At 54.9% G+C, this 25,732-nt stretch carries 17 protein-coding genes and 1 pseudogene; 8 read left to right on the top strand and 10 right to left on the bottom strand.

Annotation, left to right across the window (positions count from 1 at the left end):
- Positions 1 to 3: 3 nt before the first annotated feature.
- The 5 genes and pseudogenes from RIFP1SYM_RS17775 to RIFP1SYM_RS02140 all read left to right on the top strand — a co-directional run bounded on the left by RIFP1SYM_RS17775 (position 4) and on the right by RIFP1SYM_RS02140 (position 4,672).
- Complete coding sequence (locus RIFP1SYM_RS17775) at positions 4 to 231, top strand: immunoglobulin-like domain-containing protein (RefSeq protein WP_476756432.1); 228 nt, start codon at positions 4 to 6, stop codon at positions 229 to 231.
- Positions 198 to 512: an immunoglobulin-like domain-containing protein gene (locus RIFP1SYM_RS17780; protein WP_005958998.1), complete on the top strand. Its 315-nt coding sequence runs from the start codon at positions 198 to 200 to the stop codon at positions 510 to 512. Before RIFP1SYM_RS17775 ends, RIFP1SYM_RS17780 begins: the two co-directional genes overlap by 34 nt.
- Positions 455 to 754, top strand: a pseudogene (locus RIFP1SYM_RS18700) (immunoglobulin-like domain-containing protein); the annotation flags it as partial. The gene RIFP1SYM_RS17780 and the pseudogene RIFP1SYM_RS18700, both read left to right, overlap by 58 nt.
- A 39-nt stretch (positions 755 to 793) precedes the next feature.
- A complete protein-coding gene (locus RIFP1SYM_RS18705) occupies positions 794 to 3,220 on the top strand; it encodes an immunoglobulin-like domain-containing protein (RefSeq protein WP_338063163.1) in 2,427 nt (808 codons plus the stop codon).
- Positions 3,221 to 3,640: 420 nt separating this feature from the next.
- Positions 3,641 to 4,672 carry an Ldh family oxidoreductase gene (locus RIFP1SYM_RS02140; protein WP_005959000.1) on the top strand — a complete coding sequence of 344 codons (1,032 nt, stop codon included), beginning with the start codon at positions 3,641 to 3,643 and terminating at the stop codon, positions 4,670 to 4,672.
- A gap of 460 nt (positions 4,673 to 5,132) precedes the next feature.
- Here RIFP1SYM_RS02140 and RIFP1SYM_RS02145 read toward each other — a convergent pair whose 3' ends face one another.
- The 5 genes from RIFP1SYM_RS02145 to RIFP1SYM_RS02165 all read right to left on the bottom strand — a co-directional run bounded on the left by RIFP1SYM_RS02145 (position 5,133) and on the right by RIFP1SYM_RS02165 (position 11,075).
- Positions 5,133 to 6,089 (bottom strand): cyanophycin synthetase, encoded by a 957-nt coding sequence (locus RIFP1SYM_RS02145; RefSeq protein ID WP_240991993.1) that lies wholly within the window; start codon positions 6,087 to 6,089, stop codon positions 5,133 to 5,135.
- Between the two features lie 303 nt (positions 6,090 to 6,392).
- Positions 6,393 to 7,586, bottom strand: coding sequence for a carboxylate--amine ligase (locus RIFP1SYM_RS02150; RefSeq protein WP_005959002.1), 1,194 nt, complete (start codon positions 7,584 to 7,586; stop codon positions 6,393 to 6,395).
- 691 nt (positions 7,587 to 8,277) lie between these two features.
- Complete coding sequence (gene pgl, locus RIFP1SYM_RS02155; protein ID WP_138921893.1) at positions 8,278 to 9,021, bottom strand: 6-phosphogluconolactonase; 744 nt, start codon at positions 9,019 to 9,021, stop codon at positions 8,278 to 8,280.
- On the bottom strand, positions 8,978 to 9,934 hold the full coding sequence (locus tag RIFP1SYM_RS02160) for a phosphoglycerate dehydrogenase (protein ID WP_005959004.1): 957 nt from the start codon (positions 9,932 to 9,934) through the stop codon (positions 8,978 to 8,980). The genes pgl and RIFP1SYM_RS02160 overlap by 44 nt, the downstream gene beginning before the upstream one ends.
- A gap of 100 nt (positions 9,935 to 10,034) precedes the next feature.
- Positions 10,035 to 11,075: a Gfo/Idh/MocA family protein gene (locus tag RIFP1SYM_RS02165; protein WP_039959590.1), complete on the bottom strand. Its 1,041-nt coding sequence runs from the start codon at positions 11,073 to 11,075 to the stop codon at positions 10,035 to 10,037.
- A gap of 476 nt (positions 11,076 to 11,551) precedes the next feature.
- Here RIFP1SYM_RS02165 and RIFP1SYM_RS02170 point away from each other — a divergent pair, with 476 nt between their 5' ends.
- From RIFP1SYM_RS02170 to ydiJ, 3 genes are all read left to right on the top strand, one after another.
- Positions 11,552 to 12,343, top strand: a complete 792-nt coding sequence (locus RIFP1SYM_RS02170) for an HpcH/HpaI aldolase family protein (protein WP_005959006.1) — start codon at positions 11,552 to 11,554, stop codon at positions 12,341 to 12,343.
- A 376-nt stretch (positions 12,344 to 12,719) separates the two neighbouring features.
- Positions 12,720 to 13,340, top strand: coding sequence for an SIS domain-containing protein (locus RIFP1SYM_RS02175; RefSeq protein WP_005959007.1), 621 nt, complete (start codon positions 12,720 to 12,722; stop codon positions 13,338 to 13,340).
- A gap of 116 nt (positions 13,341 to 13,456) precedes the next feature.
- Positions 13,457 to 16,507, top strand: a complete 3,051-nt coding sequence (gene ydiJ / locus RIFP1SYM_RS02180) for a D-2-hydroxyglutarate dehydrogenase YdiJ (protein WP_005959008.1) — start codon at positions 13,457 to 13,459, stop codon at positions 16,505 to 16,507.
- On the opposite strand, the gene ppsA is transcribed toward ydiJ, so the two are convergent.
- From ppsA to RIFP1SYM_RS02205, 5 genes are all read right to left on the bottom strand, one after another.
- Positions 16,499 to 18,871: a phosphoenolpyruvate synthase gene (gene ppsA, locus RIFP1SYM_RS02185; protein ID WP_006475352.1), complete on the bottom strand. Its 2,373-nt coding sequence runs from the start codon at positions 18,869 to 18,871 to the stop codon at positions 16,499 to 16,501. The genes ydiJ and ppsA overlap by 9 nt on opposite strands.
- A gap of 117 nt (positions 18,872 to 18,988) precedes the next feature.
- On the bottom strand, positions 18,989 to 23,269 hold the full coding sequence (locus RIFP1SYM_RS02190) for a PAS domain S-box protein (RefSeq protein WP_005959010.1): 4,281 nt from the start codon (positions 23,267 to 23,269) through the stop codon (positions 18,989 to 18,991).
- Positions 23,233 to 23,685, bottom strand: coding sequence for a PhnD/SsuA/transferrin family substrate-binding protein (locus RIFP1SYM_RS18550; protein WP_039959591.1), 453 nt, complete (start codon positions 23,683 to 23,685; stop codon positions 23,233 to 23,235). Before RIFP1SYM_RS18550 ends, RIFP1SYM_RS02190 begins: the two co-directional genes overlap by 37 nt.
- 52 nt (positions 23,686 to 23,737) lie before the next feature.
- On the bottom strand, positions 23,738 to 25,339 hold the full coding sequence (locus RIFP1SYM_RS02200; protein WP_005959012.1) for a GAF domain-containing protein: 1,602 nt from the start codon (positions 25,337 to 25,339) through the stop codon (positions 23,738 to 23,740).
- A complete protein-coding gene (locus tag RIFP1SYM_RS02205) occupies positions 25,336 to 25,731 on the bottom strand; it encodes a response regulator (protein ID WP_005959013.1) in 396 nt (131 codons plus the stop codon). Before RIFP1SYM_RS02205 ends, RIFP1SYM_RS02200 begins: the two co-directional genes overlap by 4 nt.
- Between the last annotated feature and the right edge of the window lies 1 nt (position 25,732).

Below are 25,732 nucleotides of genomic sequence, written 5' to 3' on the forward strand. Positions count from 1 at the left end.
GCGGTGGACAGCAATACTCCAGGCGACTACACCCTGACCTATACGGTCAGCGATGCCGCCGGCAACAGCGCCACCCAAAGCCGCACCGTTTCGGTCACCGATCAGACCGCGCCACAGATCACCCTTAATGGCGACAATNCCAGAGCGTTGAGGCAGGCTCTAGCTACAGCGATCCTGGGGCCGTCGCCAGCGACAACGTGGACGGAGATCTCTCCTCCAGCGTGGCGGTGAGCGGCAGTGTCAACGCTAGCGTGCTGGGTAGCTATACCCTTACCTACAACGTCTCGGATGCGGCCGGCAATGCCGCCACCGCGGTGACCCGCGCGGTCAACGTGGTGGATCAGACCGCACCCGTCATCACCCTGCTGGGCAGCGATCCGATGAGTGTGGAGGGGGGGCTACCTTCAGCGATCCAGGCGCCACCGCTAGTGACAGCTTTGAAGGCGATCTCAGTGCCGGCATCGTCATCAGTGGCAGTGTCGATAGCGCCGTGCTGGGCAGCTATACCCTGACCTACAACGTCTCCGACAGCACCGGCAATGCCGCCACTGCAGTGACCCGCAGGGTCAACGTGGTGGATCAGACCGCACCCGTCATCACCCTGATTGGTGCCAACCCGTTGGAGGTGGCACTGGGCAGTAGCTTCACCGACCCGGGTGCCAGTGCCAGTGACGCGGTGGATGGTGATCTCTCGACCAGCATCACTGTGGCGGGTACGGTGGATACCAACACCCTGGGCAGCTACACCCTCACCTACAGTGTTTCCGATGCGGAGGGCAACGCTGCCACGCCAGTGCAGCGTAGCGTCTTGGTCACCGATCAGATCGCCCCGGTCATCACCCTGATCGGCGCCAATCCGCAGGCGGTGGAGGCGGGTTCGACCTATGGCGATCCCGGTGCCAGCGCCAGCGACAATGTCGACGGTGACCTTAGTGCGAGCATTAGCGTCAGCGGCAGTGTGGACACCGCGGTACCCGCCAGCTACACCCTCAGCTACGATGTCACCGACGCCGCTGGCAATGCGGCCACCACGGTGACCCGCAGTGTAGTCGTCTCCGATCAGACAGCCCCGGTCATCACCCTGAACGGTGCCAACCCGATGAGCGTGGAGGCCGGCTCTACCTTCACTGAGCCAGGGGCAAGCGCCAGCGACACCCTGGACGGCGATCTCAGTGCCAGCGTGGTGGTGAGCGGCAGCGTGAATACCGCAGCCCTAGGCGGTTATACCCTGACCTATGACGTTTCAGACGCGGCTGGCAATGCCGCCATCGCAGTCACCCGCACGGTGAATGTGGTGGACACCACCGCTCCGGTGATCTCCCTCACAGGAGACAACCCGTTGGTTGTCATTGTGGATAACAGCTACACTGAGCCTGGCGCCACGGCCACGGACAATCTGGATGGCGATATCTCCGCTAGCCTGGCTATCGACAGCAGTGCCGTCGACACCGCTACCATCGGCAGCTACAGCGTGACCTACGATGTCACCGATGCTAGCGGCAATGCCGCGACTCAACTGACCCGAACGGTTCAGGTGGTGTCAAGCGCCCCGAACGCACCTACCAATGTGACCATGAGCATCGGCTTCAAGCGGTTCCAGTTCAGCTGGGATGCGTCACTGGGGGCAGACCACTACCGTTTGATGGTGAACCCTGACGGCGTTTCTGGATACAGCGTGGTAGCAGGGGCCGACTCGATCACTCTCACCAGCCATACCATCGACATCCCGGTGCACCTGCACAATTGGCCCGCCGCCCGCTATATGGTGGAGGCTTGTGACGCCGCCGAGAGCGCCTGCGCTGGCTCTGCAGAGCAGACCACTGTGGCGATTGACTCGGTTGCTGCCATCGGCTATTTCAAGCCGGGCACAGCAAGCAACGATGACAACTTCGGCTACTCGGTCGCCATGAGCGCTGATGGTACCACCCTGGCGGTCGGTGCGCCGCAGATCGCCAACGGAGGAGCAGGTGCGGTCCATATCTTCTACTTCGCCGCTGGAAGCTGGAACCTGCAACAGGTGCTTACTGCATCCAATGCCGGCTCGGGCGATCAATTCGGTGCATCCGTCGCCCTGAACTCGGATGGCACCACTCTGGCGGTTGGTGCAAACGCCGAGGATAGTGACGATACCGGTAGCCACTTCTCCTCCAATGGGGCGGCACCCGACTCCGGTGCGGTCTACATCTTCACTCGCTCCGGCGCCACATGGAATGAGCAGACCCGCCTTAAGGCAGCTACCACCGAGGCTGGAGATGACTTCGGCTATGCCGTGGCCCTTAGCGCGGATGGCAACACCCTGGCGGTGGGTGCCGATCTTGAGGATGGTGGCAACGATGGTATCAATACCCCGACCAATAATACCGAGACCGAGGCCGGTGCCGCCTATGTCTTTAATCGCACCGGCACTAGCTGGAGCGAACAGGCCTATATCAAGTCAGATCACTCGGTGTGGTACGACCATGTTGGCATCTCGGTTGCACTGAGTGGCGATGGCAACACTCTGGCGGTCGGTGCTATCGGCGAGGATTCCGATGCCTTGGGTAACTGGCCTGCAGATGCAGGCAAAGGCTCCGGTGCGGTGTTTGTATACACTCGTAACTCGGGGAGTTGGTCCCAGCAGACGATGCTCAAGGCCGCAAATGCTGGCCGATTCCATCGATTTGGTTCTGCACTGGCCTTTAGTAGCGATGGCAACACTCTGGCGGTGGGTGCCAAGGAGGAAGACAGCAACACCACCGGGGTTGACTCAACCCCGAATCCAGGCATTCTGGCCGGTGTTGGTGCCGCCTACGTCTTTGGTCGTAGCGGAACAACTTGGAGCCAGCAGGCCTATATCAAAGCCTCGACGCGGACTAGCAATTATGATTACTTTGGTTTCGCCCTGGCACTGAGCAGTGACGGAAATCTGCTGGCGGTGGGGAGCCATGGTGAGAACAGTAGCACCCGAGGAGTCTACGCCAGCACAAATAGCACGGCATCTAATGCCGGTGCCGTCTTTGTCTATGAACGCAGTGGGGCCAGTTGGGCCAGCAAGACCTTCGTCAAATCCTCCAACACCGACAGTAAGGATAGCTTCGGCTGGGGGATGGCGATCAGCGGTGACGGTGGAACCCTGGCTGTTGGTGCGTACAGAGAGGACAGCAGCGCAACGGGCATCAACCCCACACCAGGGACTGATGCCACTGCCGACGAGAATGTCGGTGCGGTCTATCTCTACTAACCTTCATTGGCCTTACAGTGACAAGATGGCCTCCTCGGAGGCTGTCTCTGCTTCCGGGTTGGCTCAGCCCGTCCCGCTACATTCTCCACAGCCTCCCGTTACCCCGACGGCTTTTGGAATGGGTATTGCCTCAATGTGTGTATGATCGGGTAACCTACAAAGGAGCCTCTGAACACTAAGATTTGCGCCTTGATACGAAAGATTCTGACTCACAATTCGCTTCGCCCAGACTTATTCAGAGACCCCCAAGTGAAAACTCAGCCCAACTGTCGATCGCAAAACTGATAAGGGTGTCGCACAAGCGTCTTGGTCTAAGGTGATACCTTTCTTAGGTTTGGCCAGAATTGGCAATGCTTTTAGTCGAATGCGATTTGTTTACTAATTAACTCTACGAAAAAATAGCAATCGAGGAACGATTCAATGTCCACAATCACAACTGATCAGTTAACCGCCTTTGCGGTGGATATCTTGACCGCAGCAGGCGCAGATAGAGAGCAGGCGATGAGCGTTGCCGAAGTCCTTATTTGGGGCAACTCTGCCGGACGACCCAACCAGGGTGTTTGGCGTCTTCCGATCCTGTGCAAGCGCCTTTCGAAGGACTTATTCAATTCCCCGTGTAATCTAAAGATCGACAAACGTACACCTTCTGTTGCAGTTATCGATGGTGATAATGGCATAGGGCATTATGTGGGGCAGGTGGCTGCAGATACAGCCATTGATCTGGCGTCCAAAAATGGTGTGGGCGTGGTTACCGTATCTGACAGTAATTTTTTGGGATCGTTGGGCTACTATGTCGATAAAATTGCAAAAAATGGAATGCTGGCTGTTTTGTGGAATAATTCCTTTCCAAAAGTGGCTCCCTACGGTGGCGTAAAAGCAGTTCTTGGAACCAACCCGCTCGCATTTGCTGCGCCGCGCCGTAATGGAAGAAATGTCATTGCCGATCTCTCCACCGGTGCCAGTGCGGGCTCGACAATCACCAAGGCTGCGGAACTTGGACAGCCTATCCCGGAAGGTATTGCCATCGCCCGTGATGGTACTCCGATTACCGATCCAGCCAAGGTAAAGGATGGCGCCTTGTTGCCATTTGGTGGCGCTAAAGGTTACGCATTGGGCTTGATGGTGGAGATCATGGCCGGTGTTGTGACCGGCGCCGGCATTTCACATGGCGTACATTCGATGTATGGTGATTTTGAGAACCCGGGTAATAGTGGGCACTTTTTCATGGCCGTTGACATTAATACTCTGATGCCGATGAACACATATTATGAGCGGATGGAGATGTTGGTTGATGTTCTACGCGAGAGTGGAGAAGAAGTCATGTTGCCTGGCGAAGGGCGGTGGGGCGCGCTGGATAAAACCGAAGCGGCAGGTGGTATAACGTTGGACGAAAAGACTATCAAGGCCTTGACTGAGTTGGCAAATAGTCTGAGTGTTATTACGCCCTGGTAGGATGGTTTTTGTGAGGGGGTAAGGCACCCTGCGGTATCACTTGTTTTTTGGTGATACCGCAGGACAAGATCGAGGCTTTGGTTGAACTGCTATAAATAATTGATTTTCTTCGCTAGAGTACGAAAGATAGAGCGGCGTCCATGTAAGAGCTTTCCTAAGGAAGCGCTGATAAAATAATCGATTCCAGCAGCCCTCCCGGCATCGGGCGATTCCACCTATTCCCTAAGCGAGAGATCTTCGAGTATATTGAGGGCTTCTATAATCGCCAGCGCCGGCATTCATCGATCGGATGCCTGGCACCTGACACTGGCTAAGTACGATGCCCAGTATCAAGAGATTGCTTGATTTTGTGTCCGGAAAATCCTTGCTAGATCCGTTGCCACCCAAACTATGGAAAAGCTACCTCCCATCGGAACGATGGCGGCGTGGGTTTATTAATACCACGGTACCAATCGTCAGGTTACGAGCGCTTTTTCTTGAATATATACTCCAATATGGTTTCGCACACTCCTTGCTCGTGGGGACTCTTGTCTGCAAGAAGATAGTGATGATGGAGGCCAGGGGTGGTATTTACCTCGCCAATTATCCCACCGGTTGCATGCAACGGTTGGCCTATGTCGGTGGTGATTATATCGATGCCGGCGAGTTCACAGCCCATGATGCGAATAATATTTTGCGCCAGAGTAATGGTTTCCGGGTGAACCTGGTCCGTGACGGAATGACTCTCCCTTGAACAATTCTGATTGACTACCTGTTTGACTTTGATCGACTCATCTTTTTTTGGAACATAGTTGGGAGACAGGTTTTGTGCATTTAGGGTATTTTTACACTCCATATCGATCAGTAAAGGGCTGAGTGCGCGCGGCGTGTTCCCTGTCAGTCGATTTGATGTCTCTATTTCCATCAATTGCTTGATGCTGGAGCGCCCATCACCTCTAACTTCTGGTGGATCACGTCTTACCGCATGTATCAGATCTGAATTTAGGAATAACAAACGGTAAGAATGCCCTTTGACTTCCTCTTCGATTACAATATTCGAGCAAAATTTTCTGGCAAGTATGGTGGCGTTGATCAACTTTTGTTTGCTGTCAATGCCTGTAGTAACTCCACTTCCTCCACCGGTGCCGGATGCGGGTTTCACTACGCAAGCTTGTGTTGAGTCGCTAAGAAATTTTAAGGCATCGTCCAATTGGGAAAATCGGAACTCTAGATACCTGGGTGCTCGGTAACCTTCGATGGTTTCTAAAAGTTGGTGTGTAAGAGGTTTGTTGCCCGCAAGTCTTAACGTTAGATTGCTGTCCAGCATGACTTTGTCCATCTGTACAAAGGTATGCAGGTCATTTCGAGTGATGCATTGAAAATCAGAGCCGATTTCTTCAATCTTCGCACCTATCCTGGATGCGGATTCACGCCACAAATCGCGATAGAATCGTTTCGAAGATCCCAAAAGCGCTGCTCAATAGCCCGTTTTTCTGGGGAGGTAAGCGTCAAGAATTTGCTGATTCTTGAGTAGTTCTCCAGTACAGTCAAAGTAACGTAATTCATAGTACAAATGTGATGCATCCAAGTGTGAATATTTCTTGGTTAGTTATTCCAATCAAGCCGGGCAGAAAATCTAATTTCTGCTAAAAGTTCGTCTAATCATCTCCAGTGCTACACAATTTAACATGCACGGCATGTTAAATTCTTATGTTGCTAGGAGAAACTCTGAGTCAGCCTCTCAACCTTTTGTCTTCTTTTCTTGAGTCCGGAAGTGCTTGAGGAAGTGATGTATCGACGGATACGGATCCAGTAGTCTAAAAAAGGGGAAGACCTGAGGATGGGCTAAGCTAGCAATCCACTGGGGAAAAGTTATCTCGCCTTTTTGCCTCATGGTGCGAAATGCGAGGTAATCATTTACAGGGTAGAGCAGTCTCATGTTGGAACGAAAACTGTCGGTATAGGGAACAAATTTACCGCTCATGTGTTGGTGGATTAAGTAGGCAATATCCATCCCGGATCTTACAAGCAGCTCATGAGCAGCAGTGAATCTTGGGTTGCATTCAATTACCTTTAGTTGGTTGTCACGGGGGTCTTTTTTGAATTCTATGTTGGCCATCCCGCGAAGGCCGATGCCTTGAAAAAACTTCATCCCTAATTCTGCGGTTTCCTGGTCCCAGTCGGTGATGTGATAGCAAGCACCTCCATGATTAGGCGGAAAGCGGCGCAATACTCTCTTGGTGAATTGAAAAAGTGGGGTTCCATCTGATTTGATGTAAGTATAGAAACTGCTTAGCAGAGTGTCGGGGCCTGGGATGAATTCTGAGATTATTACGTCACATTCCTTCTCGCTGGCGGCCTTCAGGTTGGCTATTAACTCGGCTTGATTGTCGGCTCGGAGATATTTTTTGCCGTTAAACCTAGTCCTAAAAACAAGGGAATTGACTGGCTTTGCGATGACAGGATATTCAATATTTTGGCTCGTTAATTCTTCGATTGAGGATCCAGCGTCCACTTTCCAGGTTCTCGGTGTTCCTATTCCAATCTTTTTGGCGAGCCGAAGGGTCTCTTTTTTGTCGAGCATAGCGAGATGAATTTCAGGTATAAATTCATCTAAAAGATAGTACTTCTCCAGCTCTTCGCGGTTCTCCGCGAGAAACTGAACAGCATCATCTCCGCAGCCGAATATCAAATGACCATTCAGTTCTGGATGAGGTCTTCCAAGTAGAAGCTCTGACCAGTAGTCAAATACATCGGCGCCTAAAGGAATAATATATTGCTTATTTCCATATCTGGAGAATGTGATGGGACGGCCTTCTGTTGCTGAAAAGCTAACAGGTATACCATGGCGACTCAGGCTACGAAGAATCGAAAGGGCATTTTCATGGCCGCCGAGAATCAATACAGGTATATTTGAACTATCCTTATCAACCATGGTTAACGTCGCTTAAATATGTTTGAGTGGGCTGAATCGTCAATCGGAGTTATTTGAAAAACTTTCACATGACGCTTGTTTACCGGTAGTTAGCAAACGATCCAAAATTATCTACTAGATCACGCAAACCGGGGTGGAAATTCTAATTATCTGGATCAGGCCGGGCTTGATCTGTCCCTGATGTTCAGTCACAAATTTTCCTTGAAGCTGACCGTAATTTGTTCGCCCAAAGTTATGCTAATCACTGGGGGCGGGCAAGAGAGAGAACTTTGTTTTGCGACACAAAGCAAGTTTGCTAACACCGCCTACTATATGTGCTTGAAACCCTGATCACTCCTTCTGTTTCGCGGCTTCCACCAAAATCGCCAAGCCATTTTTCCCACCCCCAGCACTCAGTGTCAACCAAGAAAGACGTTAGCATGTCACCAAATTTCGGACTCACGTTATCAAGCTGGCCTGATCTGCTATCGGATGCTTAACCGGCGGATCAACAGGGTGCCATCCTTTTTGGGGTGACGCCAGCAACAATAAAAATCACCTTGCTTGGTATGAACGTCCTTTGCCAGTCCGCCGATAGACTATTGAGCGGAATCTTACTCGTTGGTCAGACACACTTGACGGCACCGCCCAAGGAGATAGTGGAGGATTGATCTCACTATATATATCGATGCAAGGCATGCATTTTGAGTCTCTATGGCGCAGTTAGGACGTGCACAGGCGCATGCTTTTGTAACAGAGCCAAACGCAATGGTACCTCGCTGTACAACCCCTCTTTTTTTGCCTCAGCGTATTTTGCGTGCTTTGCTGCACCGGAGAAAAGGAGGAACAGATTTTTTGTATTCAGGGCAAACGATGCTGTCAAGGACATACGTGGCAGCCGGGTTTTGGTCTCCGGTACTGCAACGCAGCGGCCTTCACGCACCTCAACAGCGGCATCACCGGGAAACAGTGAGAGAAAATGGCCATCTTCACCCATGCCAATATAAACGGCGTCGAATGGCCTATCGATGGTAGCCAGTCGGGCTTCACAAGCTGCTTGGCCCAACTCCGGTGTTGCTTCACCACCATAGAACGGGATAAAGGTTGCATCGGCAGCATCTCCCTGCAGTAGGTAGTTTCGCACTAGGCTTTCGTTGCTATCGGTATGGCCCACCGGAACCCAGCGTTCGTCAGTCAGTGTGATGGTTACACTGGCCCAGTCGATATTTTGCTTGCACAAATAGTTGAAGACAGTTTGTGGGGTACGCCCACCGGATACTGCGAGTAGCGCACGACCACGCTCGGTGATTGCATCCCGCATGGTGCAGGCTAGTTCATCCGCCAATGCATGCGCGGCAGCTTCCATCGATTCAAACCCGCGTTCTTCAATGGTCATCAATAATTTAATCCGGTTAACCTGCGGGAGGGTAATCTGCTGTTGGTATTTTGTTCTCATCCAGGCCCGCAATCGCAGCTCTGCCCATAGCAAGAATGGCCTCTTCAGAACTGCCACCTATATGCGGTGTGACCAGCAGATTGGGCAGTTGCAGCATCTCCAGATCATCCGGCGGTTCGACAGCAAATACGTCTAGTGCGGCCGCAGCGATCTTGCCTTCTTGCAGTATCTTCTTGAGGGCCGCATCGTCGACCAGGCCGCCCCGTGCAGCATTGATCAGCATTGCATCCGGCTTCATCAGTGCCAACCGTTCAGCATTGAGAATGTTGCGCGTGCTGTCGTCTAACGGAAGATGCAGTGTCACGATATCCGACCGCTGTAGCAACTCTTCTAGGCTCACCGCTTCAACATTATGCTGGGCGTAAAACTCGGGGAAGTCGAGAATATCGTGTGCCAGTACTTTGCAGCCAAAGGCATTCAGAATCGGCGTAAGATCTTTGCCGATATACCCGCAACCAATGATGCCAACGGTGCGGCCTGAGATCTCCTTGCCCATCCTGTTTTTCCAAACCCCTTCGCGTGCTTCACGCGATCCTGCCGGCACATGACGCAACAGCGATATGGCGCAGGAGATTACCAGTTCGGTCACTGAGCGTCGGTTAACGCCGCCGGTCCAACCCAGTTTGATTCCGTGTCGAATCAGCGCCTCCTTGTCCAGCATATCGGTGCCCACGCCGTATTTGCTGATAATTTCAAGCTCAGGTAGGGCCTTTAGAAAAGGTTCGTCAATCGTCTCCAAAGCGGAAATTATTTTGCGGCGCCCACGACAATATTCGATCAGATCCTCGCCGGCCAGCGACACCCCGTCGTCGTTGAACTTGACATCGGAATAACGTTCCAATAGTTCTGCCCGCAACACAGGGTGGCGGGAAAATGAACGTGATGTGACGGCAATAGGGGTGTTTTCTCTCATGCAAGCTCCGTGGAGATCTCTTCGTAACTATAATGATATGAGGCGCTGGCGTGTGTGCCCGTTTGCCCAAAGGCAGTCATGCTGATGGCAAGCAGCAGTGCTACCGATTCCTGCTCTGCAGCTTTTTTGCTTGTTCTTGCTTGAATTGTGGGTCGGCATCGTAGATGCCAAACACCATCTTCATCACCTCGTAGGTATCTTTTGTTGTGCCGTTGTGAATCGGCTTGCCGGTGCGGATGCAGTCAACAAATTCGGCCAACTCCAAGTCCCAAGACGGGTCGGTGTTGCAGAAAGTCTTTTCCTCAGGGGGATTGCCAATCGCGAAACCGACATGTTTGCGGCCTTGGATGATCCATTCGTCGCGATAACTGCGCGTTCCTGAGGGCATGCCATCCACTATGACATAGCCGTCCTGCATGAATATCTCCAGCGTAAAACGGTGTTTCCACTGGGTGAATGAGCTGTGCAGCTGTGCGATACGGCCTTTTTTGTCCCGCAGTAGGGCAAAGGCGTTGTCTTCAAGGGCGATATCCCAGAATGCAGTGGTGCACATGCTCTTGATTTCGACAAAATCACCACAAAAATAGCGAAAGAGGTCTAGCATGTGAATGCCCTGATCGAACAGTATGCCTCCACCAGCAACCTCTGGGTCGTCGCGCCACTCATTGGGATTACCTGACCCCTCCGCCTTGCCATAGACCCCTCTCATCCAGAGAATCTCGCCGTATTTGCCACTCTCAACGATTTTCTTGGCTTCCATGATGCCGTAATGGTAGCGGTGGTTGAATCCTACCTTTAGCGCCAGACCCGGGTTACGCTTTTCGGCCTCCATAATGCGCTCGATATCTGCCAGGTTGCGACCCGGTGGCTTTTCACAAAAGACATGTTTCCCTGCATCCAGGGCTGATTCTACGACCTCTGGAATGAATCGGTTGGGGGCGCAGACGATGACAGCGTCAACATCGGAATCGATGACAGCCCGATAGTCGGGGAGGATCTTAATGTCTTGGAATCCTTGCGCTGGTGGGTTGGGATCCGTACCGGATACTAAGACTGTGTCATCGCAATCCCGCACGGTCTTGGCGCGGATGCCTCCCATCTTTCCAAGGCCGACAATTCCTATCTTCAGTGGTGCACTCATATGCTTCAAGCTCACAGGTGTTGTAAAAAGATGTCCCTAAGTCCAGTCGATCAACCAGGCGCGTTCAGAAGGATTGGTTAATATACTAAAGTAGCGTGTGAGGAGATGATGTCTTGCCAGGTTTGCAATGTAATGGTAACCGTGCCTTTGGTTGTCGGCTCCACATGATATTTCTTTATATTTGTGATGGAACTCTATGGGCTGGCTATGCTGTTTGCAAGCCCATTCCGGCAAAGGTGTGAAGCAGATCAATCTGGCCGACAGTTTGACCAAGTCCAATTTTGGCGTGTATGTTGTGACGGCAGTCGTGGTGAGACCATGCCAAAGTCGGTAGTATCGCCGTCGGCAGTCTGTCGGGTGGTAGGAAGCGATCAGACAGATGAGCATCCATAATCCTACCTGACTTCCCAATCCCGTTTTTCAATCCTGATATTCGGCCGTGCGAGGGCCCGAATTGCTACATTGAGGAGTTTCTGGTGAGAAAAAATACAATTAAAGAGATCTGGGCCAATGGTGGAGCGGTCGTCAATGGTTGGTGCTCTATCCCCAGCTCATTTTCTGCCGAAGTGATGGCGCACCAAGGGTTCGACTCCATCACAATCGATATGCAGCATGGTGTTGTCGATTACCAGATGGCAATAACCATGCTGCAGGCCATATCAACTACATCAGTCATCCCGCTCACCCGGGTGCCGTGGAACGATCCCGCCCGATTGATGAAGATATTGGATGCGGGTTCGTATGGTGTAATCTGTCCCATGATCAATAATCCAGACCAAGCGGAGTCACTGGTTGCTGCATGTAAATATCCGCCAATGGGTATGCGCAGTTTCGGACCGATCCGGGCAAAATACTATGCGGGCGGCGCCACACACGGTGGCGGGGATTATCACGTATACGCTAACGATGAAACTCTCGTTATACCGCAGATTGAGACTCGGGAAGCAATCGAAAACCTTGACGAGATCCTGGACGTGCCTGGCATCAGTGCCATCTACGTTGGTCCATCGGACCTAGCCATGGCACTGGGCTGCCAACCACGTGGTGGGCAAAATGATCCGAAAGTGATCGAGGCAAGGCAAAAAATCATTGAAACGTGCAAACGTCATGGTATACCCGCTGGCATTCATACCAACTCGCCGGAGGTTGCAGTGCAAATGATCAAGGATGGATTCCAGTTGACATCGCTCGCCAGTGATGACCGATTTCTGATGCAGGCGGCAAAAGATACGGTAAACGCGGTAAGAAGTGGTATTGAACAAGGTTAGATTCACCGTTACTACTTTAACCGCAAGTAGCCTCGATGGATTGTAGTTAATAATTAGGAAACCCCGGCTTATGCCGGGGGCATATGAGTTTGATTGATGCAGTCAGTCTGACTGACCTTTGAATCTCAACCAAGATAATGATTACCCAGTCAGAAAAATCCGCAGGGGAAAGGAATGTGCAAAGGTATTAAGGTCACGGGTTGTAATTTGCTATTTGTATTCCTACACTCGGTTCCACTTTACCCTTTAGTAATGCCATTGCTAAGGGCGCGTATTGCATGTGATGTATCTGAGTGATACGGCTAGCTAATATTTCAGCGTACCATATCTAACACTACGCCTTGTCCGCATTCTGACTACATTTAGGAGGGCTGTAATGACTTTCCCAGATAGAAAATTCACTGATGTCGCTGATTACGCGACAGACTACTTCAGCAACTATTCTGCCGCTGCTGCGACAGTTGATGGCGACAAGCTGCGTCAGGCTGCAGATATTCTGACGAAAGTCTATTCTGCAGGTGGAATGGTCTACTCTTGTGGTAATGGTGGCTCAGCAGCCATTGCCAATCATTTGGTCTGCGACCATTGCAAACTGGTACAGACTGACACTGATCTGAAGCCCAGGATCTACTCCCTCAGTGCCACGGTGGAGATGATTACTGCCATCGGCAATGATATCTCTTACGATGATGTCTTTGTGTACCAACTGAAGAGTCTGGCCAAGGCTGGCGATGCATTGATCACTATAAGCTCATCTGGAGATTCTGAGAACATCGTTCGTGCAGTTCAGTGGGGTAAGGATAACGGTATTCCTGTGATCTCGATGACCGGCTTCTCGGGAGGACGCTCCGCCAGCATTACAGACGTGAATCTGCATGTCGATGCAGAGAACTACGGTGTTATCGAGGATGTTCACCAATCATTGATGCACATCCTGGCGCAGTATGTGCGCCAGGCCCACATGGATGAGGAAGTAATCCAACAGCGAAAATTCTAGGTTGGATTCCACTATACAAACGCTTTTCCGATATCGCCTCCTGTAAACATCGCCGCTTTACAGGAGGCCGATTTGATAGAGGCATTCGTACTCCATCGTAATCGTTACGCATAATAATGATCCCCTGCCTCTCCGAAATAGATAGCATTCAAAAGCATTATTTAGACTTTCTCGATGCGCTTGAAGATGGTGGCTTTGCAGGGGACCTCAATCCGGATTACGGCAACCGTGTCGTACTCTCCACTGACAACAGTATCTATCAGGTGCTGCCGCAAGGGGTAATCTATCCTCAAAACGCCGATGATCTCGTCCTCATTGCACGGCTAGCCGGTCAAGAAAGGTTCAATCAGGTCCGGATCACCGCCCGAGGTGGTGGCACTGGTACCAATGGCCAATCTCTCACCGATGGATTGGTCGTCGATATCTCCAAGCACATGAATGCCATATTGGAGATTAATGCCAATGAGCGATGGGTCCGAGTACAGGCGGGGGTGGTCAAGGATCAGTTAAACAATGCCCTCAAACCCTATGGTCTGTTTTTTGCACCAGAACTCTCTACCAGCAATCGCGCCACCATAGGTGGAATGATCAGTACAGACGCCAGTGGTCAAGGGTCAATACTCTATGGCAAGACCCGTGATCATGTGCTGGAGTTGAAGAGCATTCTGCTGGGTGGCGGGGTATGGCATTCTGCCCCACTGAGTGATGATCAGTTTACGGAAATATGCTGTCGCAATGACCAGATTGGCACCATTCATCGAATGCTGGATCAGATCTACTGCGACAATAGAGAGCAAATTGATAACCGTTTCCCCGTACTGAACCGATGCCTGACAGGCTATGACCTGGCCCACATTCGGGATGAGCAGGGCCGATTCAATCTCAACTCCATACTGTGTGGGGCCGAAGGATCACTGGGGTTTGTTGCGGAGGCAAAACTCAATCTGCTACCAATCCCAAAGTTTTCAGCGCTAATCAATATTAAATACGATAGTTTTGAGTCATCGCTCAGGGATGCTAAGGCGCTGATGGAGTGGGGGCCAACGTCGATCGAGACCATTGATTCCAAGGTTCTCAATCTGGCGATGCAAGATATCGTCTGGGAAAGCGTTCGTGACTACTTCCCACAAAATCAGCAGGAAGTGGCGATTTGCGGCATCAACCTAGTGGAATACACCGGCGATGATGAACAGCAGTTACGCAGGCGAGTTGACAAACTTACCAACTATCTCAAGCAGGTCAGTGGTAAAACTGGAAAGTGCTTTGGGTACAGCACCGTCTACGGTGCTGGAGAGATTGATAAGATTTGGGCGATGCGCAAGAAGGCGGTTGGGTTGCTGGGTAACACACAGGGCGAGAAGCGACCAATTCCATTCGTTGAGGACACCGCCGTACCACCGGAGAGCCTGGCCGACTACATCATGGAGTTTCGACAACTGCTGGATGAGGCCAATCTGCAGTATGGAATGTTCGGCCACGTAGATGTAGGGGTGCTGCATGTTCGCCCCGCGATCGACATGAAGGACGAACAGCAGGCACGACAGATCCGCACCATCACCGATCAGGTCGTCAAACTGACCCAGAAATACCGTGGCCTGCTGTGGGGCGAGCACGGCAAAGGGGTGCGTTCTGAATATACGCCGGAGTTTTTTGGCGAACTCTATCCTGAGTTGCAGAAGATCAAGGCCCTATTTGATCCCCACAACCAGTTGAATCCTGGCAAGATCGCCACCCCGCTTGGTTGGGAGGGATCACTGCTCAAGATCGACAAGGTTCCCACCCGTGGTCAGCATGATCGCCAGATCGCTCCGGCCGTTCGGGATGAATACACAGAAGCGATGTTCTGCAACGGTAACGGAGCTTGCTACAATTATGATCCCAGGGATGTCATGTGTCCCTCCTGGAAGGCGACTCGGCAACGTATCCACTCTCCAAAAGGACGCTCATCTTTGGTTCGTGAGTGGTTAAGGCTGCTGTCTTGCAAAGGTGTGGATGTTGTCGCTGAGAGCCGTTTGGTCAAAAAAAACTCGTTTATTGCGACCCTGCCTGGCCGGATCAGAAACTCCCTCTCCAGACGCAATGGCAGTTACGACTTTTCCCACGAGGTTCATGTAGCGATGATGGGTTGCCTGGCCTGTAAATCCTGCGCCGGTCAGTGCCCAATCAAGGTCAATGTGCCCGATTTTCGTGCCCGCTTTCTTGAGCTGTATTATGGGCGTTATCTGCGCCCGGTAAAGGACTATATTGTCGGTGGTCTGGAGTTCATGATCCCCTGGCTGGCGAGATTCCCTGCGCCCTATAACTGGGCGGTAGGCAACAGAATCATTGCTAAACTCATGCGCCGCTATCTGGGAATGGTCAATAGTCCAGCCATCTCTACCCATACTCTCAAGGGGGGGCTGGAGCAGCGTACTTTACCCCTCGCGTCCATTGATGCGATCGAATCGCTGACACAGAACGAGAGAGATGCAGCAGTCATCATCGTCCAGGATGCCTTCACCAGCTACTTTGAATCCCAGTTGGTCCTGGATCTGGTGGATCTGCTGAGAAAGCTGGATTTTACTGTCTTGGTGGCGCCGTATCGCCCTAACGGTAAACCGCTGCACATCCACGGTTTTCTACAAGCATTCGAAAATACCGCCAGACAGAACGCCCAGATGCTAGCGGAGTTGGCGACCACCGGTGTGCCTCTGGTGGGAATAGACCCCTCGATAACGCTGACGTACCGTGAAGAGTACCGGAAGATCAAGGATGCAGAAGTGGTAAACGTCATGCTCATCCAGGAGTGGCTGGCTCAGCAGCGTGAGATTCTGACGACACATGGAAAAAAACTGCTGCCGCACCACTTCAAACTGCTCGCCCACTGTTCCGAACGGACATCAGCGGTGCAGACGATTCGTGACTGGCAACAGATATTCCAGGCGCTTGGGCAACAGCTCGAAACGCTGGCAACTGGGTGTTGTGGTATGGCTGGCACCTTTGGTCACGAAGCAGACAATCTGGAAACCTCAAAGAAAATATATCAGCTGAGCTGGTCGGAGGTGATCAACGACCCCGACAACCGGGGTATATTGGTTGCGACTGGCTATTCCTGCCGCAGTCAGGTCAAACGGTTGGACAATCAGCGGATACCCCATCCGGTTCAAGTGCTCAACAATCTACTGTGAAACGGACTTTTTCCCTGCCAGTAAAAGCCAGGTATCGACCACCGTATCGGGGTTGAGCGAGATGCTGCTGATGCCCTGTTGCAGCAGCCACTCAGCCAGGTCCGGGTGGTCCGAGGGCCCCTGTCCGCAGATGCCGATATAGCGGCCGCGTTTGTGGCAGGCGTCGATCGCCATGCGGATCAGCGCCTTCACTGCCGGGTTGCGCTCGTCGAAGCTGGCGGCGACCAGCGCCGAGTCCCGGTCGAGGCCGAGGGTCAACTGGGTGAGGTCGTTGGAACCGATGGAGAAGCCGTCGAACAGCTCGAGGAACTGCTCGGCCAGCAGTGCGTTGGAGGGGATCTCGCACATCATGATCAGGCGCAGGCCATTGTCGCCACGGCGCAGGCCGTTGGCCGCCAGCGCATCCACCACCCCTTGGGCCTCTTCGACGGTGCGCACAAACGGGATCATGATCTCCACATTGGTCAGCCCCATCTCGTCGCGCACTCGCCTGAAGGCACGGCACTCCAGCGCAAAGCAGTCACGGAAGGCCTCCGAGGTGTAGCGGGAGGCGCCGCGGAAGCCGAGCATCGGATTCTCTTCCCGCGGCTCGTAGCGTTCGCCGCCGATTAGGTTGGCATACTCGTTGGATTTGAAGTCCGACATGCGCACGATCACCGGCTCTGGTTGGAACGCCGCCGCCAGGGTGGCGATGCCTTCGCTGAGCCGCGCCACATAGTACTCGACCGGATCACCATAGGCGGTGATGCGTGGTGCAATCTGCGCCTTCAGCTCATCCGGCAGTTGCTCATACTCCAGTAGCGCCCGGGGGTGGATGCCGATCATGTTGTTGATGATGAACTCCAGTCGCGCCAGCCCCACCCCCTGGTTGGGGATCATGGCGAAATCGAAGGCTCGGTCCGGGTTGCCAACGTTCATCATCACCTTCAGCGGTACCTCCGGCATCTGCTCTAGCTCGACCCGCTGATAGTTGAATGGCAGCTCGCCCCTGTAGATGAAGCCGGTGTCGCCCTCGGCGCAGGAGACGGTGATCGGCTCGCCGTCCGGGATCGTCTCGGTGGCATTGCCGCAGCCCACTACCGCCGGTACCCCCAGCTCGCGAGCGATGATCGCCGCATGGCAGGTGCGCCCACCGCGGTTGGTGACGATGGCAGCGGCGCGTTTCATGATCGGCTCCCAGTCTGGATCGGTCATATCGGTGACCAGCACCTCGCCGGGAATGATGCGCCCCATCTGCTGCAGATCGGTGATCAGACGTGCGGTGCCGCTGCCGATGCGTGCGCCAATGCTGCGCCCCTCGCACAGCAGCTCGCCGCGCTCGGGCAGGCTGTAGCGTTCCACCACCCCGGCGCTGCGGCTCTGCACAGTCTCGGGCCGTGCCTGCACGATATAGAGCTCGCCATCGTTGCCGTCGAGGGCCCACTCGATATCCATCGGCTGGCCATAGTGGGCCTCGATGGCGACTGCGTGGCGCGCTAGTTGCTCGATCTGCTGGTCGTTGATGGAGAAGCGCTGGCGGCGCGCAAGTTCCACTTCGACGCTCTGCACCAGTGCCTCAGCGTCGTTGGCGTAGCGCATCTCGATCGCCTTTTCGCCCAAGGTGCGGCGCAGGATCGCGGGGCATCCCGCCGCCAGGGTTGGTTTGTGCACATAGAACTCATCCGGGTTGACCGCCCCCTGTACCACCATCTCGCCGAGGCCATAGCTGGAGGTGATAAAGACCACGTCGCGGAAGCCCGATTCGGTATCCAGGGTGAACATCACGCCGCTGGCGGCCAGATCGCTGCGTACCATGCGCTGAATGGCGGCGGAGAGGGCCACCTGGCGGTGTTCAAAGCCCTGATGCACCCGATAGGCGATGGCGCGGTCGTTGAACAGTGAGGCGAACACCGCCTTGATCTGCTGTTTGATGTTATCGCGGCCGCTGACGTTGAGGAAGGTCTCCTGCTGACCGGCAAAGGAGGCGTTGGGCAGGTCCTCGGCGGTGGCCGAGGAGCGCACAGCCCAACTGACCTCGCTGCCATACTCCGCCTCCAGATCGGCCCAGGCGGTATCGATAGCCCGTTCCAGTGCCGGCTGGAAGGGCTGCTGCATCATCCACTGGCGGATCTGCGCGCCGGTCTGGCTGAGCTGGTCGATATCGTCGATGTCGAGCCGCTCCAGTTGTTGCTGGATGCGCCGGTCCAGCCCATCCTGGGCGAGAAAGTCGCGATAGGCCTGGGCGGTGGTGGCGAAGCCGCCGGGAACCTTGATGCCAGCTTTCGAGAGGTGCTGGATCATCTCGCCGAGGGAGGCGTTTTTGCCGCCCACCTCTTCGACCTGGTGGATGCCGAGATCCTTGAGTCTGAGCAGGTAGTCGCTCATCGACCTCTCCTGTGTTGTGGTGGTTTCGGGCAGGTTTGAGCGAGGCCAAGCGCGCACCTTTTGGGACGTGCTAGTGTGGGGATGTGCGGATCTCCATCCCAAGCTGCAGCCTGAGCTTTACCGGGCATCTTGGTCCGTGCCTTTTGCTGGCTGTCGCTTTTGGATGAGGGCAGGGGAGTTGGAGATGGATTTGAGGATCGCCAGAGCTGCCGGATAATCGAAAGCCGCTATCTGCTGCCCGAACTGCTCTACTCCCGATCCGAACGTGTTCTTCAATAGTGCTTCGGATTCTGAGAACAATCTGTTGGCAGTCGTATCGTCAATCGACAATAACGAGCTGAGTCGCTCCAGTATTTTCTGTGCCTCCACAGGATTCGCCTCGGCCGATGGCTCTTGATCCATCTGCTCCGCTATGTGGGCCAGTGCATCGTGGAGATTAGTTTGGTCAATCATGACGGCATTCATGAGCCGGGTAGCCTCTTCACCGCCTCCCTTACCTTTAAGGCTGTGCAAATACTCTTCCAGCGCCCTGGCGGTTTCCTGCAGATGTGTCAGGCTCAAGGTGCCTGCTGCACCTTTGAGGGTATGAGCCAGATGCCGTGCTTCGTCGATCTTCCCGTCCGCGAAGTGTCCGCTCAGCTTGCGCATGTCTTCACCATGGGTAGTGTCAAGCTGGCGTAGCAGGCGCAGATAAGCCGTTGCGTCGCCACGTAGGTTGCGCAGTCCTGTCTGCGCGTCCAGCCCTTCGATAGCCGCAAGCTGCGCGCGCAAGACAGTATCCTCTGCCGTGACGGGAGTGGATGGGGCTGTTTCATAAGGGGGCGGAGTCAAATTATTTAAAGCTTGAATGTTTGCATTCGATTTCCCGGCATAATTTGACTCCGACCCCGTCATTACACGCTTTGGCAGCCATTTGGCGATGGTCGAGAAGAGGCTTTCTGGATCGACCGGTTTGGCGATGAAATCGTTCATGCCGGCCTCCAGGCAGGCCTGGCGATCTTCTTCGAAGACATTGGCGGTCATCGCCAGGATAGGGAGCGCCGCTTTGCTGGCCATGGAGCGGATTACGCGTGTCGCCTCTCGGCCATCCATCTCCGGCATCTGGATGTCCATCAGAACCAGGTCATAAGCGGTGGCGCGAACCATTGTCACTGCTTCCCGGCCATTTTCCGCCGTATCCACGGCCAACCCCGCGCCACTCAGCAACTCCATCGCCACTTCGCGGTTAATGGCATTGTCCTCGACCAGCAAGATGCGCGAACCAGCATGATAGGTGCGTAGTGCCGTCTCGGCGTCCGCCACCACCTCGGTGCAAGGTGCAGTCGGCTGGATGCCGTGGCCACGGCTAAGCCTGGCGGTGAACCAGAAGGTACTGCCCCGGCCCGGTTCACTCTGTGCCCCCACCTCGCCGCCCATCAGCCGTGCCAGGTGCCGGGTGATGGCCAAACCTAGGCCGGTGCCGCCGTATCTACGCGTGGTGGAGGCATCGACCTGTTCAAAGGCTTCGAACAGGCCGGACAGCTTGTCAGGCTCGATGCCGATGCCCGTGTCCTGCACCTCGAACCGCACCAGGATCTCATCACCTCGTTCTTCCAGCTTCTTTGCACGCATAAAGATCGTTCCCCGCTCGGTGAATTTGACAGCGTTGCCGGCGTAATTGAGTAAGGCTTGGCGAAGGCGGGTTGGGTCGCCCCGGAGCCAGTGCGGCACTGTGTTTCGATCCACTTCGATGGTCAATCCCTTCTCTATGGCCTGCTCTCTCAACAGCGACTGGATATGATCGAAGATCGCATCCAGGTGGAAATCCGACTGATCCAGGGTCAGCTTTCCGGCCTCGATCTTGGAGATGTCCAGGATGTCATTGATGATGGAGAGCAGATGCCGGGCGGCGGCATCGATCTTGTTGAGCCGTTCCGATTGCTCAGGCGTCGGAACAGCGCGCTGCAGCAGATGGGTGAGCCCAAGGATGGCATTCATCGGGGTGCGGATCTCATGGCTCATGTTGGCAATGAAGGCGCTTTTGGCCTGGTTAGCGGCTTCCGCCCGTTGCCGTGCCTCGGCTAGCTGCGTGGTGCGTTCCACTACCAGTTCCTCGAGGTGATGGCGGTGCTTGTCCAGTTCTTGGCCCAGACGTTTCTTCTCGGTGATGTCTTCCTTGACCGCGACGTAGTGGGTGATCGTGCCGTCGGGCTGGCGCAGCGGTGCGATGTGGGCGAATTCGATGTATTCGCCGCCGCCCTTGCGTCTGTTGTGTAACACGCCCTTCCAGGGTCGGCCGTTGTGCAACGCATCCCACAAGGCTGCGTAGGTCTCGGGCGGGGTCTTGCCCGATTGCAGAATGCGCGGATTTTTGCCCATTACCTCCTCCCGGCTGTAACCGGTCACACGCAAAAAGGCCTCGTTGACGTATTCGATCTCGGCATCAAGATTGGTGATGACGATGTTCTCCGGGCTCTGCTCCACCGCCAGGGCCAGCTTGCACAGCCGTTCCTCTATCTGCTTGCGCTCGGTGATGTCCAACAAGGTGGCGATGACGAACTTCACTTCGCCGTGGTCGCGGTAGCAGGCCATCGTGAGATGTGTGTAAATGCTGTTGCCGGCCTTGTTATAGAGGCGCTTGTCCAGCTCGTAGTCGTCGATCTCGCCAGCCAGCATGCGATTGAACTGGGCCTTGTCGGCAGCCAGGTCGTCCGGGTGTGTCATCTCAGCCCATGTCATCCCCTTCAGTTCGTCCTCGCTGTAGCCCAGCAGATCGTACAGGTAGGGGTTGACCCGCAGCCATCCTTTCTCGGGCGAAGTGATGGCAATACCTAAGTTACCCAGGTCGAACTGGGAGCGGAACAGAAACTCACTCTCGCGCAAGGCTGCTTGAGCCTCCCGCTCGTCCTCGAGCACGCTCAGCAAGGTGCGCCGCGCCTGGTCGGCCTTGATCAGCAGGCGCTCGGTTTCCGCCTGGGCGGCCCGGCTGGTCTCCTCAGCGCGTTTTCGCGCGTCGTTGTCGATGACCAGGCCCTCCAGGGCCAGCAGTTCTCCTCCCTTCCCGTAGATTCCCGTCCCGCTCTCCCAGGCCCATTTTTCCTTCCCCTCCGCGGTAAGTAGGCGGTATTCAAGTTCGAAGCGGCCGTCTGCCGCCAACCCGGCTTGTACCTCATCCCAGACCCGCTGCCGGTCGTCTGGGTGGATCAGTTGGGCGTAACTGACCCGCTTGTTCCCGAGCAGATCGGCCGCCGGGTGGCCGGTCAGGGCCAGGCAGCCCTCACTGACGAAATCCATGCTCCATTCCAGGTCGTTGTGGCAGCGATAGACCATGCCCGGCAGGTTGGCCATCAGCGTTTCCAGGCGGCGATGGGTCTCGTATAGCGCTGCCTCGGCTCGCTTGCGCTCGCTGGTATCCAGCATGGCGCCGATTACCCGGTACGCCTGGCCATTGGCGCCGCGTAGTATCTCCCCCCAATCGATGGTATGGGCCCAGCGACCATCCTTTGTCCGAAAGCGGTACTCGGCGTGGAAACCGCTGTCTCCCCGCTCGATGGCATTGCGGATCGTGGCAAGCACCTGCTCACAGTCGTCCGGGTGGATGCGGTTGGTCCACCACTGTTCAGAGTTTTCATCGATCCGTCCGCTGGGCCAGCCAAACATCTGGGTGAAGGCGCCACTCCACTCGGTGATATCGTCAGCGATATCCCAATCCCAGACCGCCGCCGGTGCCTTATTGACCACCAGGCGGAGGCGCTCCTCGTTGGCCGCCAGTTCCTGGGTACGTGCCTGTACCTGCCGCTCCAAGCCTCCGGCCTGATCGCTCAGTCGCCGCGCCAGGCGCCTGTTGGCGTAGGTGGAGCCGGCCAAAACCAGCAGCAACAGGGCAATAGTCAGGCTGACCCACCGGTGCTGGCGTACGGCCTCCAGCAGTCTCACTTCTCCGTAATGTTCGTAGGGCACTGCCTTGAGGTCTCGCAGCACGCGGTGGATGGGCTGGTAGTCCAGCGGGGTGGTCCAGCCGGTGACGCGGGCGGTTTGCGCGGCCGGACTGTCGGCTGGCATAAGCAAAAGTTGCGCCGTAACCTGACGCGCCACCTCATTGTCCACGTGGGGCAGGCGGGCGAAGCTGTGCTCGGGATAGAGCGGTGTGCTGAGCAGATAGGGAAAATCTGGCTCCTGGCGCGGGTTGAGTACGCGCACATCGGCAAGACGCAGCCGGCCTTCGGCGGCCAAGACCTCCAGTGTGTCGGTACGCACCGCACCGGCGTCTACCTCGCCGCTCAGCACCGACTGCACCAGGCGGTCGAAGGGGTAGCCGCTGTAGCGCAGCGCCTCGAAGTCCTCAGGCCGCACACCCTGGCGTTCAAGTTCATGCCGGGGCATCAACCAGCCACCCCAGGCCTGGGGGCTGACGGCCATGAAAGTCTTGCCCTTGAGATCGGCCAGAGGGTGATGTCGGATCGGTCGGCGCGGGTGAAGATCACCGCGCCGAAGTGGGCGCCAGCATCGCCACCGGCGGAGTTGACCAGGGTGGCGGTGCGGATCGCGCCGTGGTGCGCTTCCAGCTCTACATAGTTGGCGCCGTTGGTGACCACGAAGTCCAGTCGTTGGTCCATCACCGCTTGGCGCATCTCCTCCAGGCTCAGGGGCAGGATGACGAAACGGTGCTGGGGCAGGCGTTCGGCCAGGTAGTCGGCGGTGGGCTGCCACTCGGCTAGGGCCTTCTCCGGGCCGCGATGGGCCAGTATGCCGATGTGGAACTCGGCCGCCCAGGCGGGCGCTGTTTGCTGCACCAGCACTAGTACCAGCACGGCGGGCAGGAACAGCGTGCGCATCAGCCAAGGCGCNGGCCGGCGCAAACAATGCGGAGGAGGTGCGGACGCGTGCTCAGTCACGGCTCTTCCCTTCTTCCTCCACGCTGGAATAGCGTGGCGGCAGACCCAGTTCGGTAAGCAGGGCGTTGACCTCGTGCTTCAGCTCCAGCGAACGCCCCTCGCGTCCCAGAGTGGCGTCGTGCCAGCGGCGCAACTCGTCGAGCTGGGCGGCGAGTTCGGCCTCGGTCAGTTTGCGCTCGGTGATGTCGATGACAATGCCCTGATAGTGTGTGATGTTTCCATCGGCGTCCTGCTCTGCCGTGGTGCGGTCGTCGATCCAGTGAACATCTCCATCTGGTGTGACGATCCGATATTCCTGTTGAAAGTGGGTCATACCGCTGGCGGAATAGTCCTGCATCTTGTGCGTGACCCGCTCCCGGTCGTCGGGATGCACGATCGAGGCGAAGGGCGTCTCGCCAGAGCGCAATTCCTCAGGCGTGTAGCCAAACTGGGTTACATTATCGGAGACCAGTTCCACCGGCCAGCCGTCGGCTGCCTTCCATCGAAAGAGCACTACCGGACTGTTCTCGATAATCAGACCGGCTTGCCGCAATGCCTCCATCGCCTGCCTACGATTTGTCTCTTCCTCAAATTTATCCAGCGCGAAGGAGATATCCCGGGCTGTCTCTTCGAGCAGATTTATCTCCTCTGCATCAAAGAAATGGGGTTCAACGGCATAAACATTTAAAGCGCCAATAACGGTGTTATCTAATCGTATGGGAAAAGCACCTGATGAGCGGTAGCCTTTTTCAAGGGCTCGCTCGCGCCAGGGTGCAAATTCGGGGTTGGTTTCCAGGTCATTGAAGACAACACTCTTTCCCTCACGGATTGACCTGCCGGTAGGTCCTTTTCCGGTTAAATCGTCGGTGAGAGAAATTTTAATATTTTGCAGATAATCAGAGCCTTCACCACTAAAGGCAACCGGGTCGACCAATTGGTTTTCTTCATCAAGCAATCCTATCCATACCAATCTGAACTTGCCGAATTTGATGGCGATATTACAGATGGTCTGAAATAATTTTTGCTTATCCCGCTCCTTTACAATGGCCTGGTTGACCTGACTCAACGTGGCGTATAGTCGGTTGGCTTTATGTAGCTTTTCTTCCGCTCGTTTACGCTCGGTGATCTCTTTTTCCAGTGCCAGCGTCTTCTTCTCAAGCTTATTGATCAGACGCTCGTCATAGAGCCTTAGCACCTCCTCGCCAGTTCTAAGTGTCGGCGTTCTGAGCTCTATCTTGCCTGCATCCAGATCCCTGACTACGCTCTGAATGATCTTCATGAACTTATCCGGCTCGGTAGGCTTGATGATGAAGCGGGCCGCACCAAGGCTCAACGCGAATTCCTCATCTTTGGTTTCCGTATAGGTGGCGGAATAGAAGACGAAGGGAATGTTCTGCAGGCGCTCGTCTGTCATCCACTCACAACAAAGGCGGAAGCCATCCATAACCGGCATCATGATGTCGGAGATTATGATGTCCGGCGGGCTCTTACGGGCGGCCTTCAGGGCATCTTCTCCGTTGGACGCCGAGACCACGGCGTGGCCATGACCTTCCAGCAGCACCCGCAGCATGTAGAGGTCATCCTCGCGGTCATCAACAATAAGCACGCTTTTCATGGTTCATGTCCATTCGGTGCTGCTGATGCTGGCAGATACCGCTCCAATTCTGATGCGAATGAAGCTGGGTTGATGGGTTTTTCTATATAGCCCTCACAGCCGCTGGCGAGAATTTGCTCCCGGTCTTTGTTCATGGCGTAGGAGGTCACAGCCACGATGGGGATATCGCTGGTTTCGGGCTGCTGTTTGAACCGCCGGGCGACCTCATGGCCATCCATGGCCGGCAACTGGATATCCAGGACAATCAGCGCCGGCTCAATCCGGCTCGCCAACTCGAGTCCCTCACGTCCATCCCGCGCCCCAACAACCTCGTATCCATGCTTTTCCAGAAGGAAAGTTTCCATGTAGAGGTTTTGCTCATTGTCTTCAATAACAAGTATCCTGGCTTTCATC

It is taken from the genome of endosymbiont of Riftia pachyptila (vent Ph05) (assembly GCF_000224455.1).
Classification (GTDB): Bacteria; Pseudomonadota; Gammaproteobacteria; order Chromatiales; family Chromatiaceae; genus Endoriftia; species Endoriftia persephonae.